16 protein-coding genes and 1 riboswitch are annotated in these 20,685 nt (G+C 29.5%); of the genes, 3 read left to right on the top strand and 13 right to left on the bottom strand.

The features are described from left to right. Window positions 1-2 precede the first annotated feature (2 nt). Entirely contained in the window at window positions 3-509 is a 507-nt protein-coding gene (locus VC03_RS01345; protein ID WP_046328325.1) for an AmiS/UreI family transporter, read from the bottom strand. A gap of 104 nt (window positions 510-613) precedes the next feature. On the opposite strand from VC03_RS01345, the gene VC03_RS01340 reads away from it, so the two are divergent. Further along, window positions 614-895, top strand: a complete 282-nt coding sequence (locus VC03_RS01340) for an HPr family phosphocarrier protein (protein ID WP_046328324.1) — start codon at window positions 614-616, stop codon at window positions 893-895. A 13-nt stretch (window positions 896-908) separates the two neighbouring features. Beyond that, on the top strand, window positions 909-2,438 hold the full coding sequence (locus VC03_RS01335; RefSeq protein ID WP_046328323.1) for a S1 RNA-binding domain-containing protein: 1,530 nt from the start codon (window positions 909-911) through the stop codon (window positions 2,436-2,438). A gap of 154 nt (window positions 2,439-2,592) precedes the next feature. Here VC03_RS01335 and VC03_RS01330 read toward each other — a convergent pair whose 3' ends face one another. The 12 genes from VC03_RS01330 to mnmG form a co-directional block, all read right to left on the bottom strand. Next, a complete protein-coding gene (locus tag VC03_RS01330; RefSeq protein WP_046328322.1) occupies window positions 2,593-3,294 on the bottom strand; it encodes an amino acid ABC transporter ATP-binding protein in 702 nt (233 codons plus the stop codon). A 5-nt stretch (window positions 3,295-3,299) separates the two neighbouring features. Then, window positions 3,300-4,775 carry an ABC transporter substrate-binding protein/permease gene (locus tag VC03_RS01325; protein ID WP_046328321.1) on the bottom strand — a complete coding sequence of 492 codons (1,476 nt, stop codon included), beginning with the start codon at window positions 4,773-4,775 and terminating at the stop codon, window positions 3,300-3,302. Between the two features lie 47 nt (window positions 4,776-4,822). Continuing rightward, window positions 4,823-4,986: riboswitch (Lysine riboswitch) on the bottom strand. A gap of 69 nt (window positions 4,987-5,055) precedes the next feature. Beyond that, the gene (locus VC03_RS01320; protein ID WP_046328320.1) at window positions 5,056-6,852 is read right to left on the bottom strand and encodes an oligopeptide ABC transporter substrate-binding protein; all 1,797 of its coding nucleotides are present in this window, start codon (window positions 6,850-6,852) and stop codon (window positions 5,056-5,058) included. A 122-nt stretch (window positions 6,853-6,974) separates the two neighbouring features. Beyond that, window positions 6,975-8,762 carry an oligopeptide ABC transporter substrate-binding protein gene (locus tag VC03_RS01315; protein ID WP_052727647.1) on the bottom strand — a complete coding sequence of 596 codons (1,788 nt, stop codon included), beginning with the start codon at window positions 8,760-8,762 and terminating at the stop codon, window positions 6,975-6,977. Between the two features lie 83 nt (window positions 8,763-8,845). Continuing rightward, window positions 8,846-9,604: an endonuclease/exonuclease/phosphatase family protein gene (locus VC03_RS01310; protein WP_046328319.1), complete on the bottom strand. Its 759-nt coding sequence runs from the start codon at window positions 9,602-9,604 to the stop codon at window positions 8,846-8,848. Then, window positions 9,601-10,194, bottom strand: a complete 594-nt coding sequence (pdxT, locus tag VC03_RS01305) for a pyridoxal 5'-phosphate synthase glutaminase subunit PdxT (protein WP_046328318.1) — start codon at window positions 10,192-10,194, stop codon at window positions 9,601-9,603. The genes VC03_RS01310 and pdxT overlap by 4 nt, the downstream gene beginning before the upstream one ends. A 1-nt stretch (window position 10,195) precedes the next feature. Next, the gene (pdxS, locus tag VC03_RS01300) at window positions 10,196-11,068 is read right to left on the bottom strand and encodes a pyridoxal 5'-phosphate synthase lyase subunit PdxS (protein ID WP_046328317.1); all 873 of its coding nucleotides are present in this window, start codon (window positions 11,066-11,068) and stop codon (window positions 10,196-10,198) included. Between the two features lie 11 nt (window positions 11,069-11,079). Then, window positions 11,080-11,763, bottom strand: a complete 684-nt coding sequence (locus VC03_RS01295) for a nitroreductase family protein (RefSeq protein ID WP_046328316.1) — start codon at window positions 11,761-11,763, stop codon at window positions 11,080-11,082. Window positions 11,764-11,771: 8 nt separating this feature from the next. Continuing rightward, window positions 11,772-13,658 carry a M13 family metallopeptidase gene (locus tag VC03_RS01290; RefSeq protein ID WP_046328315.1) on the bottom strand — a complete coding sequence of 629 codons (1,887 nt, stop codon included), beginning with the start codon at window positions 13,656-13,658 and terminating at the stop codon, window positions 11,772-11,774. Next, a complete protein-coding gene (locus VC03_RS01285) occupies window positions 13,655-16,636 on the bottom strand; it encodes an alpha-amylase family glycosyl hydrolase (protein ID WP_046328314.1) in 2,982 nt (993 codons plus the stop codon). Before VC03_RS01285 ends, VC03_RS01290 begins: the two co-directional genes overlap by 4 nt. 4 nt (window positions 16,637-16,640) lie before the next feature. Then, window positions 16,641-17,972: a glucose-6-phosphate isomerase gene (locus VC03_RS01280; protein WP_420804483.1), complete on the bottom strand. Its 1,332-nt coding sequence runs from the start codon at window positions 17,970-17,972 to the stop codon at window positions 16,641-16,643. A gap of 316 nt (window positions 17,973-18,288) precedes the next feature. Then, a complete protein-coding gene (gene mnmG, locus VC03_RS01275) occupies window positions 18,289-20,151 on the bottom strand; it encodes a tRNA uridine-5-carboxymethylaminomethyl(34) synthesis enzyme MnmG (RefSeq protein ID WP_046328313.1) in 1,863 nt (620 codons plus the stop codon). A gap of 102 nt (window positions 20,152-20,253) precedes the next feature. On the opposite strand from mnmG, the gene VC03_RS06910 reads away from it, so the two are divergent. After that, window positions 20,254-20,640 (top strand): CPBP family intramembrane glutamic endopeptidase, encoded by a 387-nt coding sequence (locus VC03_RS06910; RefSeq protein WP_052727646.1) that lies wholly within the window; start codon window positions 20,254-20,256, stop codon window positions 20,638-20,640. Window positions 20,641-20,685: the final 45 nt, after the last annotated feature.

The raw sequence follows: 20,685 nt of genomic DNA, 5'->3' as shown, positions 1-20,685 counted from the left end.
TATTACCAACTCCATAAACCTAATAAGATTAATAATCCTGGAAGCCATCCTGTAAATATACCTTCAGCTATTGCAACATATGATGAAAACTTACCTAAACTCTTATTCAAACTACATTCAACAAAACCTAAGAACCAGAAGAATGCCCAAGCTATCCATATTAAAAGTGCATATAAATTTGCTTTATCAAGATATGCTGCTATTAATGCGTTAATACATACGAATAGGCAAAAATATCCAAATGGTCTTACATCTAATGAAAATACTGTATTTGCAAATAGGAAAAAGTATGTTATTGCGAATAAGAATCCTACTGCTGGTCCGAAAAATGAAGTACTTTGTGCTCCACTTGTTACTAAAAGTACGGCTGATACTACATTAAAGAAAAATATTATACAACCACAAATTAAGTTTAATACAGCTGTTGCTTTTTTATCAAACCCTATTACTCCTGCTAATCCATTATTTATTAAAACTAGCCCTACATAAATCAAAATTAAACCAAACATGATTTACCTCCTTATTTTTAGTAACCCTATTATACCACACAAAAAATAAATTATAAATTGCATTTTATACTATTTTAGTATATAATGTTATTTAAGGTGAAGTTATGAAAAGTATTAAATTAAAAATTAAGAACGAACAAGGTCTTCACGCAAGACCATCAACTAAATTTGTTAATTTTACCGAAAATTTCAATGGAGATATATCAGTAATCGCTAACGGTGAAAGGGTGGACGGTAAAAATATTATGGGTCTTATGCTTTTATCATTAGGTTTAGGCGATGAGTTTGTTGTAGAAGCCAATTCTATAACTGGAAATGAAAAAGATGAAATTGATATTTTAAGTAAATTGAAGAATCTAGTAGAAGTCTTGAAATTCAATGAGTAAGGAGAATTATTTTATGAGCGATATGAGTTTTGAACAACTATTAAACGACTACCTTCCAGGGGACTATAAATCTGGAGCAGTAGTTGAAGCTACTATTACAAGAAAGGATGTTGATTATTCTTTTCTAGATATTAGTAGTAAACTAGAAGGGAGAATCAGATCATTTGAAATAAGCGACTTGAATGTTGGTGATAAAGTTTCTGTACAAGTCATCAGAACTGAGGAAGACTTCGTAATAGTATCTAAATTAGCTCTTGATAGAGTTCGTGAACTTGAAAATTACAATGTTTCAGATGTAGTTTCAGGAACTGTTATTAAACAAATCAAGGGTGGATATAACGTAAAGGTTAAGAATGTTAATGCCTTCTTACCACTTTCACTTTCAGGTGCAAAAGGAAATGAAATTGTAGGTAAAACTTTTGATTTCTTAATTAAAGAAAAAACAAAGAAGGGAATCACATTATCTAGAACTGACCTAGCGAGAAAAGAAGTTTTAGACTTCATTAACACTTTACAACTTGGTGATGTTGTTAAGGCTAAAGTAAAAGAAATACTTGATTTTGGTGCTATACTTGAATTAGGTCCTACTACAGGTCTATTACACATATCTGAACTAAGTTGGGGACAAACAAAAGATATTAAATCTGTTCTTTCAGTTGGACAAGAAGTAGAAGTTAAAATTATTGAATTAAATAAAGAAAAAGCTAAAATTAAATTTAGTATAAAGCAATTAACACCAGATCCTTGGCTTACAACTAGAGAAAAATACAAGGTAGGAGAAAAGAGAACTGGAGTAGTAAAAGAAATACTTGATTTTGGTTTAGTAATTAACATAGATGGTACAAATGATGAAGGATTCATGCACATCTCTGATATTAATTACAGAAAATTCTTTAAACTAGATAAAAACTTTAAAGTTGGAGATAAAATTACTTTTGTTATTGAACAATTAAATGATGAAAAACAAAGAATATCTCTTAGTGCAAAAGCTATTTTAGATGAATTATGGGAAAACATTGATGATATTATCAGTATAGGAGATATAGTTAAAGGTAAAGTCCTATTTGCTCAAGACTATGGAATGTTTGTTGAAATGGATAATAGATTAGAAGCATTTATTCGTAGAAATGAATATGCATGGACTAAGAGTGAATTAACTGTATTCAACGAAAATGATGAAATTGAATTTAGAATTATAGATATAGACAAAGAAAACAAGAAAATATCTGGTTCTATAAAAGAAATGTACATCTCACCTTGGGTTGAAGCTATGGAACAATACAAGGTTGGACAAGTTCTAGATTTAACTGTTACAGATAAACTTGAAGGTGGTCTATTAGTTGAATTAACTGAAAGATTTAAAGGTTTAATACCTCAAAGAGAAGTTGTTGGTGATTACAAAGTTGGTGATACAATAACAGCAACTATAATCGATTCAAATGAAAAGAAATCATCTATCATCCTTTCTGAAAAAAGAGTTAAAGAAAACGAACAAAAATCAGAAATGAATGAATTAATGAAAAAATATGGTGCAAACGAATAGTTAACTATAAAGAAAAAGTGTCAAATTACTTTGGCACTTTTTTATTTGTATAATCTCGCTATTATTGATTTTTCATAGCCAAATATGGTGTAATGGCTATGAAAAAAAGTGTAGTATAAGCAAAAAGCACTTAAAAAATTAAGTGCTTTTGTCTTTAATCTTTTTCCATAAACTCTCTTACTCTTTCATTCTTTTCCACTTCGCTAGGTTTAATATCTGCTGCGATCACTCCATTTTGCATGAATAATATTCTATCAGATACATTCTTTGAAAAGCTCATTTCATGAGTAACAACTAACATTGTCATACCTTCTTTTGCTAGTGAAACAATGATTTTTAATACTTCTGATACCATTTCTGGATCTAGTGCTGATGTTGGTTCATCGAATAATAGAATCTCTGGCTTCATACATAATGCTCTTGCTATTGCGACTCTTTGTTTTTGACCACCAGATAAACTTTTAGGTCTTGCGTTAATAAAGTCTAGCATACCAACCTTTTCTAAATATCTTTTTGCTTGATCTCTTGCTTCTTTATCACTTAAATTTAATAATTTTTTAGGTGCTAATATGCAATTTTCTATAACTGTTAGATTATTAAATAAATTAAAGTTTTGGAATACCATTCCTACTTGTTGTCTATACTTTTCAGTTGCACTTATCTTTTCATCTTTAAAATATATATTACCACTAGTAGGTGTTTCAAGTAAATTTATACAACGTAAAAGTGTAGATTTTCCACCTCCAGATGGTCCTATTATGCTTATAACCTCACCTTTTTCAACACTAAAGTTTATACCCTTTAAAACTTCTTTATCCTTATATTTTTTCTTTAAATCCTCTATTTTTAATATCATTTTTATCACCCATCTAATCTTTGTTCCATATATGCTACTAAACGACTAAATACAGTTGTTAATATGAAGTATATTACACAAGTAATGATAAATACTTCATAATATCTAAAGTTTGTTCCTGCAATTTGTTTTGATACTGTATATAGTTCTGTTACACCTATCGCAAAAAGAACTGATGAGTCCTTTATATTTACTATAAATTCATTTCCTATTGCTGGCAATACATTTCTAAATGCTTGTGGTAAAACTACATATTCCATAGCTTGTCTGTGAGTAAATCCTAATGATATTGCTGCTTCATACTGACCTGTATCTATAGAAATTATTCCACCTCTGAATATTTCTGATAAATATGCACCTGTATTTATTGAGATTATTATCATAGCAGCAACTAATGGTTTTAAGTTAATACCAAATATTTGCCCTAATCCATAGTAAAATATCATTGCTTGTACTATCATCGGTGTTCCCCTAAATACCAACACATAAATGTAGTTTATAACCTTTAGTACCCTATTTTTCTTACTTGTATTAACTAATGCTACTATCATACCTATTAGTCCACCTACAAAAGTTCCAAATATTGCTAAGAATATTGTAACCAATGTACCCATTAAAAACTTACTGCTGTATGTAGTTAATATTTCTACTATCCAACCAATAAAGCTTCTCTTTACATCTTTACCTAAAGGTTGATGCTTAATAGCAAATTCCATTAATTTTTCTCTTTTTTCTTTACTTATTCCATCTAATGCTTCATTAACCTTATTTACAAGTTCTTTATTACCCTTTTTTATACCAATAGCAACATTAACTTCATCTTTATTGTACTTAAATCCTTCAACATTAGCATATGTAATTGATGGATCAGAAAACTTTGCAGATAATGCACTTGGTTTTTCAGCCATATATCCGTCTATCTTATCTGAATTCAATGCTACAACCATGCTAGGAAAATTATCCATTGCTGGCATTTTCTTTACACCATTTAATTGATTAATCAAGTCATAGTGTATAGTATTTAATTGTCCTGTTATTCTAGCTCCTTTGAAATCATTTAATGTCTTTGCATCTTTAAATTTACCATCTTTTTTTACTACAACCACTATATCTGAATCATAATATGATTTTGTAAAATCTAGACTTTTCTTTCTTTCATCAGTTGGTGACATACCAGCTATAACAAGATCGACTTTACCAGAATTAACTGCTGGCCCTAATAATGAATCCCAGTCACTTGGTACAATTTCTAATTTCATATCAAGTTTATCTGCAATTATCTTTGCAATTTCTACGTCATATCCTCCAGCATATCCTGAAGATATCTTTACTGCACCATTTTCACCTGATTCTTGAAACCAGTTAAAAGGTGCGTACCCTACTTCCATTCCTACTTTTAAAACTTTTCTATTATCTGTACCACATGATAAAGTAGCAAGGAATAAAAGAAAACTTAAAATAATTTTTTTCAAGCTAATCATCTCCTATAAAAAAACTGATAGATTAGCTATCAGTGGTATATTTTATATATACTGATAGCACATCATAATATTATGACAGTTACATAGATATTCTCTATATACCCAACTCCTAGTAATGCCTTACTAGTGTTTCGGCACCGTTTCCTTTTTACTACTTCATTGATTGCCATCTCCACAGTATACTTATAAAAAGTGCGCCTCTATCTAATTACATTAATGATAACACAATTAAAAAGTTTTGTCTACAAAAAAATGTGGATAAACTCCACATTTTTTTAGCTTATTTAGTTGATTTATATGGTTGTTGTGCTGTTACTGCCATTACTTTACCTTCAGATACCTTAGGGTCTATTGACATAGTAGCAAACTTAACTCTCTTATTATATGGAGTTAATTCAAACTTAAATGCTACTGGTAAGAATCCTAATACATTATTCATGTAGTTTTTATGCCATTCTCTAATAGATTTAACTCTATATTCTGGGTCTTTTAGTCCTTCTAATGAGCTTACCTTATTTATTAATTCTTCATTTTCAGGTGTTGAATAACGTGAGAAGTTAAATTGTGATTTAATACTATATGTACCATTTAAGTCCATTGCTGTTCCAACTCCCCATGCTGCAAGCCATATATCGATACCCTTATCGTTTGCTTGTAATCTATCAAAGAAGCTATTTCCTTCTATTAATCTTCCTCCAGATAAGCTAACTTTAAGTCCAACTGCTTTCCAGTCTTGGATATATTTTTGTGCCATAGGTTCTGCAGAATCACTACTTGCTGGCATACCAAAGAATATTTCTAATGGTTTACCATTCTTATCTTCTCTAATTCCATCTCCATTTACATCTTTATATCCTGCTTTATCTAGTATTTCTTTTGCCTTTTCAGGGTTATATGTATATGTAGGAGTTGGATCATAAACATCTTTAAATATAGGTGGGATAACACCATTTGCTCTTGTTCTTAGACCATTATAGAAGCTCTTTGTTACTGTATCCATATCTAGTGCATAAGCCATAGCTTTTCTTAAATTAATATCATACATCTTTGCATTCTTATCTGGAACACATTCACCTTTTTGTTTATCCCATGTTCCAAGGTTGAATCCTAAGTATTGATAATATAGAGCTGGTCTACCTAAAGTTACTAGGTTATCAAAGTCTTTATATTCTGTATATATATCTTCAGTTACTCCCTTATATTGATCATATTCACCATTTTTCATTGATGATAATACTGATGAAGTTGGAACAACTTTAACTATTAATTTGTCAACTTTTGGCATATCATCTTTTCTGTAGTAGTATGGATTTGGTACACATTCTATACTTTCACCTGGAACTACATTAACTACCTTAAATGGACCTGCACCAACTGGGTGTAATCTTACAGGATCTGATTTTTCTAAGTCTTTTATTGGTATTTTACTTAATATATGTTTTGGTATAATATTACTACATAATCCACCTAGACCTTTTCTCATAACTGGTGACATTTCTTCAAAATGTATTTTAACAGCTGTATCGCTTAGTTTTTCTAATCCTTTTATAGAGTCTGCCTTACCTTCATGGTAATCTTCCATACCTACAATCTTTGCCATACCATTATCGTATCTAACACCTGTATAGTCTTTATTACCTACTACTTCATAAGTGTAAATATAGTCATCTATAGTCATAGGTTGTCCGTCATCCCATTTTAAATTGTCTTTTAAAGTTACAGTAACTGTCTTATTATCTGTATCAATATCTAATTTTGCTAATCCTTTATCTGTTACATCAAAGTTTTCGTCATTTTCAAATAACGGTGCATCAAAGTATGTTGAAAAATAAAAGTCAACTTCATCATTTTGCAATACTGGTGAGAATATTCCTTTAATAGGATTTGGATTTGATACACCAACTTTATATACTCCACCTTTAATTTCTTTATCCTTTGATTCATACGTTAATGGAAATTTAGATTCATCTGGTCCATTAAAAGCTTTATCTGATTTTCTTTGACCTGGTCCACATGCTACCACACTTAATATACACGCAAGCATCGCTGCTGCTAATTTAAAACCTCTCTTATTCATATATCTTCCTCCTAATGCTTATATAGAACCATTATACACCTTTTTTTATTTTTGTAAAATATATTTTTTTTATGTTTACATAAGTAAAATTAATGTATAAAAAAAAAGCATCAATTTGATGCTTATTTTGCTGAGATAGTTTCCATTGTTGTTAGTGCTGTTGGATGAGGTGTTTTTATTCCACTATCATCATATAGACAATTTGAATATTTAACTCTCTTATTAATTGGGAATAATTCATATCCTACCCATAATGGGAAATATCCTAATACATTGTTCATATAATTTTCTTCCCATTCTCTTATAGCTTGTATTCTAAAGTTAGGATCTTTTGTTGCTTGTAATGAATTTGTCTTTAAGATTAATTCATCATTCTCAGGTGTTGATATACGAGCAACATTAAATGGTGATTTTCTTGAATATATTCCATTTAAGTCTAATGTTGTTCCTACTGACCATCCTGCAAGCCACATATCTATATCTTTATCATTAGCCTTAATCTTTTCAAAGAAGCTATTTCCTTCTATTAATCTTCCTCCAGATAAAGTAACGTTTAATCCTACTTTTTTCCAGTCTTGTATAACTTTTTGTGCTAATGGTTCTGCTATTTCACCACTTGCTGCCATTGCTAGGTGTATTTCTAATGGTTTACCATTCTTATCTTCTCTAATTCCATCTCCATCAACATCTTTGTATCCTGCTTTATCTAGTATTTCTTTTGCCTTTTCTGGATTGTATGTATATCTTGCTTTCTTTTCATATACTTTTTCAAATGCTGGAGGTATTACACCGTTTGCACGTTCTTTTAGTCCATTATAGAAGCTTGATATAATTTCTTCTGCATTAATAGAATATCCTATAGCTTTTCTTAAATTAATATCATATAACTTAGCATTTGTATTAGTTATATTTTCACCTTTTTTAGGATCAAAATGTCCTAAATTAAATCCTAAATATGAATAAGATATAGCTGGTCTACCTAAAATAACTAGATTGTTTAAATCTTTGTATTCTGTATATAGATCTGGTGATACTTGAATATATGAATCATATTCTCCTGCTTTCATTGATGCTAATACTGCTGAATCAGGTAATATTTTAATTATCATATTATTAACTTGAGGTATATCCTCTTTTTTATAGTAATTTTCATTTGGAACGTATTCAACACTTTCACCAGGTATTACTTGTTTAACCTTGTATTGTCCTGCTCCAACTGGATGTAATCTAACTTTTTCAGACTTCATTAAATCTTTTACTGCTACATCTTGTAAATGATGTTTTGGCATAATACCTTGTAATATACCTCCACCACTATAGTATACAGATGGACTTACTTCCTTTAAGTGAATTTTTAAAGTTGTATCATTAACTTTTTCTAATCCAGAAATTTTATCTGCCTTACCTTGGTGATATTCTTCCATACCTATTACTTGTCTTAAACTATCATCATATCTTGTACCAGTATATTCTTTGCTACCTATAACTTCATATGTGAAAATGTAGTCATCAATAGTTAATGGTTGTCCATCATCCCACTTTAAATTATCTCTTAAAGTGACTGTAACCACCTTATTATCCACATCAATATTAGTTTTAGCAAGTCCTCTATCTCCTGTCATAAAGTCATGGTCATTTACGAATAAAGGTGCTGCCATAGGTCCTTCAAAATATGAATCTGTAACATAATCAATTAATAGACCATAGAATATTCCATTCATAGGCGATTGGCTAACTACTGCCACTTTATATGTTCCACCTTTTATTGCCTTTTCTTTAGACTCATAAATTTGTGGGAACTTAAATTCTTGTTTTTGTAGACCTAATTCTGATCTTCTCTTACCAGGTCCACATGATATTGCTAATGTTATTAAAGAAAATACCATAGCACTTTTAAAAAACTTTTTCAAATCATTACCCCCTAATTTAGTTATGTGAGATAATTTTAGCATAAAAGTGTATGGTATTTCAATAGTATTTTTTTATATTTTTTTTAGTGTTTGTTTATTTCTGTTGATTTTTTATCAATATCTTGTTTCATATCTAACTTAACGATATATGGTCTGTGGTCTGATAATTCTTCTCCTTTGTCATTTTTTACATTCACAAATTTTGCTTCATCTATGCTTATATTTTCACCTTTTTTTAGAAAAATATAGTCTATTCTTTTTTCAGATTTTTCATTATATGTGTCAATATATTCCTTGCAGATTTCATTATACTCCTGTGTATCTGGTGTTAAATTGAAATCACCACATACAATCTTTTCTTCACCAGGAACATAGTCTATTACTTTTAATAAGTCTAAAACTTGTTTCTTATTATCATCACCAAAGCCCAAATGTGTATTTACTATACATAATGAATCATTAAGTTTAGTAACTATCACTTGTCTTTTTTCAGCTCCAGTTGATGGTAATTCATGAATATATAGATTTTTTATAGGGTACTTTGAAATAACTGATATTCCAAATTCTCCATTTTGATAATCCAATGCTTTTTGGAAATAGTAATACTTATACCCCAAATTATCTGCCATTTCTTTAGTAAAATCTTTAAAGCTACTTCTTATAGTATTTTTATCAACTTCTTGCAGTGCAATATAGTCTGGTTCATATTTTTTTATACCATCTGATATTTCCTTAGGATTAGTTAATCTCCCTCCATATATGTTATATGTCATAATTCTAAATTCTTTTGAATATGAAAAAATTTGAAAAGCTAAAAACAAAGCTAAAATAAACTTCTTCATTTTAATTTTTCATCTCCATTTTTTGTTTTCTTAATCATAGAAATAAAGTACTCGTGTACTCTTGTATCATCTGTTAATTCTGGATGATATGCAGTTACTAACATATTGTTTTGCTTAACTGCAACAATATTATTATTAACTGTAGATAAAACTTCTACATTTTCACTAACTCTTTCTACATACGGTCCTCTGATAAATACCATAGGTACCTTACCTATACCTTTAAATTCTTCAACTGTTTTAAAGCTACCTAATTGTCTACCGTATGCATTTCTTTTAACTTCAATATCCATTAAGCCAAAATGAACTCTTGTATCATTATTTATCTTTCTAGCTAAAAGTATCATTCCAGCACAAGTTCCAAAAACACATAATCCATCTTCTATTCTTTTTTTCAATGTATCAAATAAATCTAAATCATGTAATAATTTACCCATGGTAGTGCTTTCACCACCAGGTAAAATTAAGCCATCAAAATGTCTTGATAGGTCTTGCTTGTTTCTTATTTCAAAACAATCTACACCTATTTTTTTTAACATATTTTCATGTTCTATAAATGCACCTTGAAGGCTTAATACTGCTATTACCATTCTATTTACCTCTTTCAGCCATTAATACCTTTATTTCTTCTTCGTTTATACCTACCATTGCTTGTCCTAAATTTTCAGATATTTTAGCTAATATCTCTGGTTTATCATAATTTGTAACAGCTTCAACTATAGCCTTAGCTCTTTTTTCTGGATCTCCTGATTTAAATATTCCTGATCCAACAAAGACACCTTCTGCTCCTAATTGCATCATAAGTGCAGCATCTGCTGGTGTTGCTATTCCACCTGCAGCAAAGTTTACTACTGGTAACTTACCATTTTTATGTACGTATTCTACTAAGTCATATGGCACTTCTAATTCTTTTGCTGCAAAGTATAGTTCATCTTCTGTCATACCTTGTATTCTTCTTATATCTTCATTCATCTTTCTCATATGTCTTACAGCTTGTATAACATCTCCTGTACCAGGTTCTCCTTTAGTTCTTATCATTGAAGCACCTTCATTTATTCTTCTTAATGCTTCACCTAAATCTTTTGCACCACAAACAAAAGGAACATTAAACTTTCTCTTGTTTATATGCAATCTATCATCTGCTGGTGATAGAACTTCACTTTCATCAATATAGTCTATTTCTATTGCTTCTAATATTTGTGCTTCTACAAAATGTCCAATTCTAGCCTTAGCCATTACAGGTATTGAAACGGCTTCTTGAATCCCTTTTATCATATATGGATCACTCATACGAGCTACTCCACCAACTGCACGTATATCTGCTGGTATTCTTTCTAATGCCATTACAGCACAAGCTCCAGCCCTTTCTGCAATTTTTGCTTGTTCTGGAGTAGATACATCCATTATTACTCCACCCTTTAGCATTTGTGCTAAATTTTTGTTCAATTCGTATCTTTCTTGCATTTTAAACCTTTCTATTTAGAATAAAATCTACTAATTACATCACCAAAAAGTGGTTGTTCAACATTTATATCCTTAAACCATTTATCTAAAACTTTTTCATAATCTTTAACAGCATTTACTTGTACTTCTTTATTATACTTATCTTCCATAGCAAAAGCTTCTTTTTTTATTCTTGGTTTTAATGTACCTTCTAAACTTTCTTTTGTTGGTACACCTATTGTTATACCTAATGCTACTATAGTATTTTTAGGTAAATTTAACAACTCTGCAATTTGTTCAGGATTATCTTTAACTCCACCTATAATAGTGCAACCATAACCCTTTGCCATCGCAACATAGTTAATTGTTAAAGCCATAATACCTGCATCTACCATAGCAACTTCACGTAATCTTTGTATATCCTCTGTTAATTCTTTGCCAACAGATTCTAGATAAACTTTGTCTCTATAGTAATCCCCTATTAGGGTTATAAAGCACGAACAGTCTCTTATTTGTGCTTGACCTCCACTTAAATGTGCAATTTTTTCTATTATATTTTTATCAGTAGTATATACCAAGCTTATTTGTTGTCCATTAACTGAACTTGGAGCTCTTCTTGCTACTTCTATTATTTCTTCTAAATCTTCTTTTTTTATACTCTCATCAGTAAACTTTCTTATAGACTTCCTATTTTTAATAGCTTCTAATAAATCCATACATCTCCTTACCAAATATTAACTCTTTTTTTCTTATCTAAATACATTTTATCATTTTCTTCTACATTAAATGTCTTATAAAAGTCATCTAAATTTCTAGGTTGTATATTAGCTCTTAATTCTCCTGGTGCATGTACATCTACTTTTATAACATAGTCTAAGTATTCTTTTTTAGCCTTTATTCTCCATATTTTAGCCCAATTTATGAAAAATTCTTCCAAGTTATACTCTCCACCATTTTTTAAAGCTTCTAATGCACAGCTTAACCCTCCTGCATCTGCTATATTTTCAGATACAGTTAACTTACCATTTATCTTACCACCAGAAAACTCTATTCCATCAAATAAGTCTATCATTGCTTTTGCTTTTTTATCAAAAGTTTCATAGTCTTTTTTTGTCCACCAATTCTTTAAATTACCATTTTCATCAAATTGACTTCCGTTATTATCAAAAGCATGTGATATTTCATGACCTATAACAGCACCTATACCACCATAATTTTCACTCTTTGTTTGAGTTAGGCTATAAAATGGGGCTTGAAGTATTGCTGCTGGGAAACATATATGATTTACAGATGGGTTATAGTATGCATTTACAGTATTAGAACTCATACCCCATTCTAGTTTTTTAACAGTTGTATTCCACTTAGCATATTCATGCTCTGCCATAATTTTTGAAAATCTCATTGTATTACTAAAGAAACTTTCTTTTTCATCTACAACTAATTTATCATAAACTTCATCATATTTATCTGGGTATCCTACTAATATATTTAATGTTTCTAACTTCTTAACTGCATATTTTTTTGTTTCGTCTTCTAACCATGTATTTTCTTTAAGTCTTTTTTCATATACAGATATCATACTTTTAACCATATTGTATACATCTTCTTTGGCTTTTTTACCAAAGTATTTTTCACCATAGTATACACTTACTATTTCTGAGAACATATCTGTTGATAGATAATATGCATATTTAGCAACACTCATTTCTTCCTTAGTTCCTGATAAGGCCCTCTTATACATACCTCCTATTTGACGTATATCTTCTGTCAGATAAGACTTAAGTGAAACTATTAATCTTGTTATTAACCAGCTTCTTATTAGTTCAATATTTTGTTCATTTAAGAAAAGATTATAGTTTTCATAGAATTTAGGTTCACAAACTACTATTTTATCTGGTGTTTGACCTATAATATCATTAACAATCTTTTCAAAATTTAAAAATTCAGAATACTTATTTACTTCTTCTTGTGTTCTTGGATTATTACTCTTTGGATAATCAGCTAATTCTACAGAAGTTTTAATATATTGTGCCATCATTCTATCGAATTTAAATGTATCATCTACTAATTTATCTTGTTCTTCTTTAGAATAACCAAATATATCTAGTAACTTATATAGCATTTTACCATATATGTCTAATAATCTTTTTGCTTCTTCATTACCTTCTTCATAATATCCCTTTTCAGGTAATATTATACTTGGTATATCAAGCCAAAGTACATTTCTTGTAGCATCTGCCATATCGGCTGTAACGTAAAATGAATATGGTAGAGGTAAACCTTTAAAAATCCATTCTTTGTTTATATTTTCTAAATCTTTTAAGTTCTTTATGCTTTCTAGTTTTTCTATATATTTTTTTACATCACTTATACCATTTTTATTACGTGTTTCAAAATCTTTTGTCATGTTATAGTATTTTATAAATTGTTCCATACCCTTTGTTTTAGGTTGAAGATTATCAAAATCTTTTATTAATTTGTCTTCTATATCTAAAACTAAATCCATAAATCCACCTGTAGTTGGTCTATCATTAGGTATTTTGGCTGTTTTTAACCATTGTCCGTTTACTGCGTGATATAGATCATTTCTTATTTCTTGTTTATTTATCATATATTTAACTCCTTATTTAATTTAAGTATTACAGCTGTTTTTGGAAGAAGTTCTAATTCCATTTCACCTTCTAGTTTTGTCTTTATCTTATTATTTGTTAGTAAGTCTAAAAATTCTTGATTTTTGTGATAAGTTTTAAATTCTACTTTTTGCTTTTCAAATGAATTATTTATTACTGTTATAATAGAAACTTTTTTATCATATCTTTCATAGCCTATTATATTTTGTTCATCTAGAACTAAAAGTTCCTTAAACTTACCATAAACTAAAACCTTATTATTATTTCTTATTGCAATAATCTTCTTATACCAACCAAATAACTCTAAGTCTGGTTTTTGTTCATATACTTCACCCTTATTAATATATGAAGGATTCTTTTCATCATCATACATATATTCATCCCATAACATAGGCTTTCTACAATAAGGGTCTGTAGCTCCCCACATTCCAACTTCATCTCCATAATATATCATTGGAGCTCCAACATAAGTCATTTGGAATACTGAGATTAATTTTAGTATTTGTTTTGGTTTAATTTTAGAATGCAACCAATCTATAGTCGTATTAGGATGATAATTAGATGCCAAGTCTGGTCTTATACCATTATATCCTTTTTCTAGTTGTTTTCCTTCTTCAAGGTCACGTCCTATTCTATCATTTACAATTCTTGAATAAAGTCTATCAGTATCATGAGAACCATTTAAATTTTGCATAGCTTGTAATGCTTGATATGGATACCATGTTCTTTTTTCTCTTAATTCATTGAAAAAGTCTGTAGGTTTTAGTCTATAACTTGGACCACCTACATCTGATTGATTTATGAAAAATCCAATAACTGCTTTTAACCATTCATAGTTCATTACAGCATCAAATTTTTCACCACTAGACACATCATCTCCTGCATTATTCCAAACTTCTCCAGTAATGTATGAATCTTTTTTACAACCCTTAACTACTTGTCTAAATTCCTTCCAAAAGTCTTGATTTTCAAGGCAACCTGGTACATCTAATCTAAATCCATCTATACCATCATCAACTGTAAAGTCATCATCAGCCTTTCCATCAGGTCCTAGCATCCACTTCATTACAATATTGAATATGTATTCTTTGTATTCAACATTAAATGAATCAAATTCTGGTAAAGTTTTAAATCCTGCCCAACAAGTGTATGATAAATTATCCTTATTATACATCAATGTCTTGTATGCTTCTTCTTCACTCATATCATCTGTTATGGGTTTATAGTTTGTAAAGTCAATATTCTTATACCACTTAGCATACTTTGAATCAGGTCCTTGTGCCATAGCTAAATTAAAACTCCAGTGCCTTTCACTACTATGATTAAATACACCATCAAATATTACTCTGATTCCATTTTTATGTAATTCTTTTATTAAATCTACCATTATTAAGTCTGACTCTGTCCAGACCCAACTTGATGGATCATCTGTTTCAAGATATCCATTCATACCTTTATTCTCACCAACTAAATTTACTTCAAGTAATTTTAATTCTGAATTGTGTTTTGCGTTTATTCCTAAGATTTCAACATATGTTTTTTGATTATCACTAACAAACACACCATGTTTTGATCCAGTAGTTCTAATTGTTCCAAAATCAGGTGATATATGTCTAAAATCATTTGCTCCATATTTATGATTTTGATATGAATAAAATACTGGATTTAACCAAATAGCATTTATACCTAAATCTTTTAAATACGGTATCTTTTCTTTTATTCCTTGTAAATCTCCACCATACATACGAGCATATTTTAAATCATATGATAAGTCTTGCTCTCCTATTTTTTCCCATCTTGTTTTATCACTAAAGTCTGAAGTCCATCTATTTCTATCAAACTTAGATAATTGTATGTTATTTTTTCTCCACTTATATTCCTTTTCAAACTTATACTCATGCAGATTGTTTATAGAAAAACTTTCTGGACCCAACTCATTAAATATTGGGTCGTTATAGGTATCACCATTATAGAATCTTTCTGGGAATATGTTATACCATATAGCTTCTTTCGTCCATGATGGGATATAGAAAAAATTAGTTACAGTATTTTTAGTGAATAATATATTTTCTTCTTTTCTTTTATACTCTAATGTTTTACCATCAAAGTAGGCTTTTTTAGGCCCATCTTCTAGTATAAAAACTAGATCATACTTAAATAGATCATCACTAAAAGTTATTAGTCTTTTAAAGAAGTCAAAATGATTTGTGTAATCACTAAATCTTTCTAACTCTTTTACTAGTTCTAACTTAGTTTCTTTATCTTTTAAGCATATATATGCTCTTTGTACATCCATTAACTGTGTTCTTAGAGTAAATTCATATTCAATATTTGATATCTTGTTAATATCATAAGAAATAGCTTTAATATTGGAAATATTTTCTATAGGTAAGAATGAGAAAACACCTGTTCCTAATTGTCCTTTAGGGAAAAGATTACCATTTTCTCCAACTATTAATTTTCTATTATCACCACTTTCAAATTTTCCATTAATTAAGAACTTATACTCATAATATCCGTTATCTAAATCTAGTACAGTTTCTACCTCTGTATCACTTTTAATAACACTGGAATTTGTTTCTGGTGTCCAATTATTAAAAGTACCAGCTATTGCTACATCGTTTATCTTTTCACCAAACTTTGTTACAAACCGTGTAAATTTAGTCTTTTTTAATTTGAACTTTAAATTATTTATATCTATTGTTATCAATACATCCATACCACGCCAAAACCCTGTTATTGGTTTAGGTCTTGTATTTTCTTGTAGATATGCTTCAAATATATTTACAAATGGAGCAGTGTGAGAATAAACCACACTTAAAGTTTTCATTCCATCATTAATGTAAAATGAATATGATCCTCCCTCAATTTTTTCAGCCTTATACACATATATTCCATTATTACCCTTTAGCTCTATTTGCTTATACGGCTTATTTTCCTTTAGAATGTACAACTGCATTAATTTACTCCTCGTCTAATCTTTTAAATATTGCATTAGTTTGTTCTTCATATCCTGGTTTTTTTAGTAATGCAAACATATTTCTCTTATACGCTTCTACACCAGGTTGATTAAATGGATTTATACCATTCATGTATCCTGAAATTCCAACTGCTTTTTCAAAGAAGTAGAATAAATATCCTAGGTTATATGCATCTGCTTTTTCTATTTGTATATCTATTACTGGTACATCTCCGTCAAAGTGTGCTAATGTAACTCCTTTACATGCCATCTTATTAACATAGTCCATAGATTTACCTGCTAAATAGTTTAATCCATCTAAGTCTTCTTCATCTTTTTCAATTAACACATCATGTTCAGGTGTATTAATTGAAATTACAGTTTCAAACATTTGTCTTCTACCTTCTTGTATAGATTGTCCTATTGAGTGTAAGTCAGTAGAAAAGTCTGCTGATGTTGGGTAAATTCCTTTAAAGTCCTTACCTTCTGATTCTGCAAATAATTGTTTTAACCATTCAGAAACATAGTGTAATCTTGGTTCATAGTTTACAAATATTTCCATAGTCTTACCTTTTCTATATAGGATGTTTCTAATTATTGCATAAGTCATTGCATCGTTATTTTCTTTCTTGTAATCAACACTTGCATCATATGCACCCTTCATTAACATATCTATATCTATACCAGCTGCTGCAATAGGTAATAGACCAACTGCTGTTAATACTGAAAATCTTCCACCTACATTATCTGGTACAACAAATGTTTCATAACCTTTCTTGTCTGCTAATGTTTTTAATGCACCTTTTTTCTTATCTGTTGTTGCATATATCCTCTTTGCAGCTCCTTCTAATCCATATTTTTCTTCCAACATTTTCTTAAATACTCTAAATGCAATTGCTGGTTCTGTTGTTGTTCCTGATTTAGATATTACATTTACTGAGAAGTCTTTATCTTTTACCAATTCTACTATATCATGTAAATAGTTAGGACTTATGCTTGTTCCAACAAAGTATATTTCAGGTTTTTTAACTTGATTGTAGTAAGTTGGTAATAGAAATTCAATAGCTGCTCTTGCACCTAAATATGATCCTCCTATACCTATTACAACTAATGCTTGACTATCGCTTCTTATCTTTTCACTAGCTTTTTTTATTCTTTCAAATTCTTCTTTGTCATAATCTTTAGGTAAGTCTATCCAACCTAAAAAGTCATTCCCTTGTCCTTTACCTTCTTCTAATATCTCCATAGCTGTTTTAGCAAATGGTCTTAATGCATCAATTTCATGTTCTACTATTTCATTTTTAGTATATTTGTAATCAAATTTCATTGACTTCAACTCCTTTTTTAGTTTTAATATATATTCATCTATTTCATTTTTTACATTTATTGTTAAAAACGAAAATACATCTAATACTACCGATCTTCTTTTATACTCACAAGCTATCTCAACACTTGTGGTAAAATCATCAATTGCTTTTAAAAATACCTCAACTGTTATCTTTTTGTATCTATCTTCCATAAAGTACGATATCTTATTATACTTATCTTCTTTTAAGTACACTTCTATTAGTCTACTATTTCTAAAAACTATTTCTTTTCTTGTTTTTAATATATTTATATATACATCCTTAATATTGTATTTTAAAACATATTTAGTTTTTAAATATTCCATTAATATACCCCACAAGTATTGCTATATCGTTATATGTCACCCCACTAATACGTGTTGCTTTTGCTATACTAGAAGGTTTTTGATAATTAAGATTTGATTTTGCTATATTACTCAATCCTTGTATATTAGTATAGTCTATATCTTCAGGTATTTTCATATTTTCTAGCTTCTTATACTCTTCTATTTGTTTTTTTTCACGATCTATAAAGACACTGTACTTAGCATTTATCTCTACTTGCTCTATAACTATATCATCTAAGTCTTTGGTATCTATGAACTGACAAAGATTAGCATAATCTATTTCTTGTCTTGCTAAAAATGAAAATGCATCCATAGGTGATGACATACTTACACCATGTTTAATATTATCTAACTTTTCATTAACTTCTTTAGTTGGATATATCTTTATACTCTTAAGTCTTGATATTTCCTCATTTATTAAGTCCTTACACTTTGTTAAATAGTCTAGAGTTTCTTGGGGTAATAACCCTATTTCTTTTGATACCTCAAGTAAACGTAAGAAAGTATTATCTTGTCTTAATGTTAGTCTATACTCTGCTCTTGATGGTAAAACCCTATATGGTTCTGGTGTTGTCTTTGTTATAATATCATCTATCATAACCCCTATATACGCATCATTCCTGTTTAATATTATTGGACTTTTACCTTGTATTTTTCTTGCTGCATTTATTCCAGCTATAAGACCTTGTGCTGCTGCTTCTTCATACCCACTTGTCCCGTTTATAGTCCCTGCTGTGTATAAGCCTTCTACTACTCTAGACTCTAGTGTGTATTTAGCTTGATTTGCTGGGATATAGTCATATTCTACTGCATAACCATATCTTACTATCTTTGCATTTTCAAGTCCTGATATAGTCTTTAGCATCTTTTCTTGTGCAAAAGGTGGCATCGCTGTTGTAAATCCATTAATATATATTTCATCACTCTCATTTGATTCTTTTTCTAAAAATATTTGATGATCATATTTATCTGGAAAATTCATTACCTTTCTGTCTAATGAAGGACAATGTCTTGGACCTTTTGTACTTACTATACCTGTTACTATAGGCGAGTATTTTAATAGTTCTTTTGCAACTTCAATAGTCTTTTTTGTTGTATATGTAAGATAAGTTGGTTGCATTTCTTTTTGTATTTCTTTAGTTTCATAAGAAAAATATTTTGGTTTAACTTGACCTTCTAATTTTTCCATCTTTGAAAAGTCTATAGACGATTCTAGCAATCTAGGTGGTGTTGCTGTTTGATATCTATCAAGAACTACACCTGCTTTTTCAAGTGATCTAGCTAATCTAACAGATGAAACTTCACCAGCTCTACCTGAGCTATACTTAACATCCCCTATTATATACTTCCCATCTAAAAATGTTCCTGTACACAATATTACAGCTTTTGCACTGTAGCTTACTCCTAAATTATCTACTACTCCACAAACTTTACCATCTTGTATTATTAAATCTATTACATGAGCTTGCACTACATCTAAGTTTTCTTGTTTCTCAACTACTTCTCTCATTTTAACCCTGTAGTCATACTTATCTGCTTGAGCCCGTATTATTCTAGCCGCAAGTCCTTTTGTATGATTTAAGTTTTTTAATTGTAGATTGTACTTATCTATGTGCTTTGCCATTTGCCCCCCTAGCATCCCTATTTCAGATACTAGATGGCTCTTACCAGGTCCACCTATTGATGGATTACAACTCATAAGAGCAATGGTATTAAGATATATTGTAAAAAGACCCGTCTTAAGTCCTAACCTTGCACAAGCAAGACTTGCTTCTATTCCTGCATGACCTGCTCCTACAACAATTACATCATATTTATTCATAAATATTCCTTTCTATTTCACTTTTAAATTTTACTATTTTTTCATTTAAAAATCAACCTTGGCATAAGTACAGTAATATAGTATACTATCTTAGGTGATAAAATGATAAAAGAATTTTTTAAAACTATATTTTTTTCAATAATTGTTTTTTTTATCTTAAAAACAATTAATAGTAGTACATATATATATCATATGTATGAACTTACAAAAAACATACCTTTAATATATATATTAATACTAGCCCCCATTTTTGAAGAATACCTATTTAGAGGCTATATTTTTTCATTTCTGCAAACAAAAACAAAGTATGCAAATATATTACAAGCACTACTTTTTTCACTATTACACATCAATCCCATTCAAATGGCATACACCTTCATATTAGGATATTATCTAGGTAACATACAAAAAAAATATGGAATATATTACTGCATCTTCTTACACATAGTATTCAATCTTTTCAATTTTTTTATTTCAAATATATTTTAATCTTTGTGTAGAAAATTTCTCCAAAAAAAAAAAAAAAAAAAACGA

The sequence above is a fragment of the Sneathia vaginalis genome (assembly GCF_000973085.1).
GTDB lineage: Bacteria > Fusobacteriota > Fusobacteriia > Fusobacteriales > Leptotrichiaceae > Sneathia > Sneathia vaginalis.
Note: the sequence above shows the minus strand (reverse complement) of the source record. Positions and strands in the feature narration are given on the sequence as shown.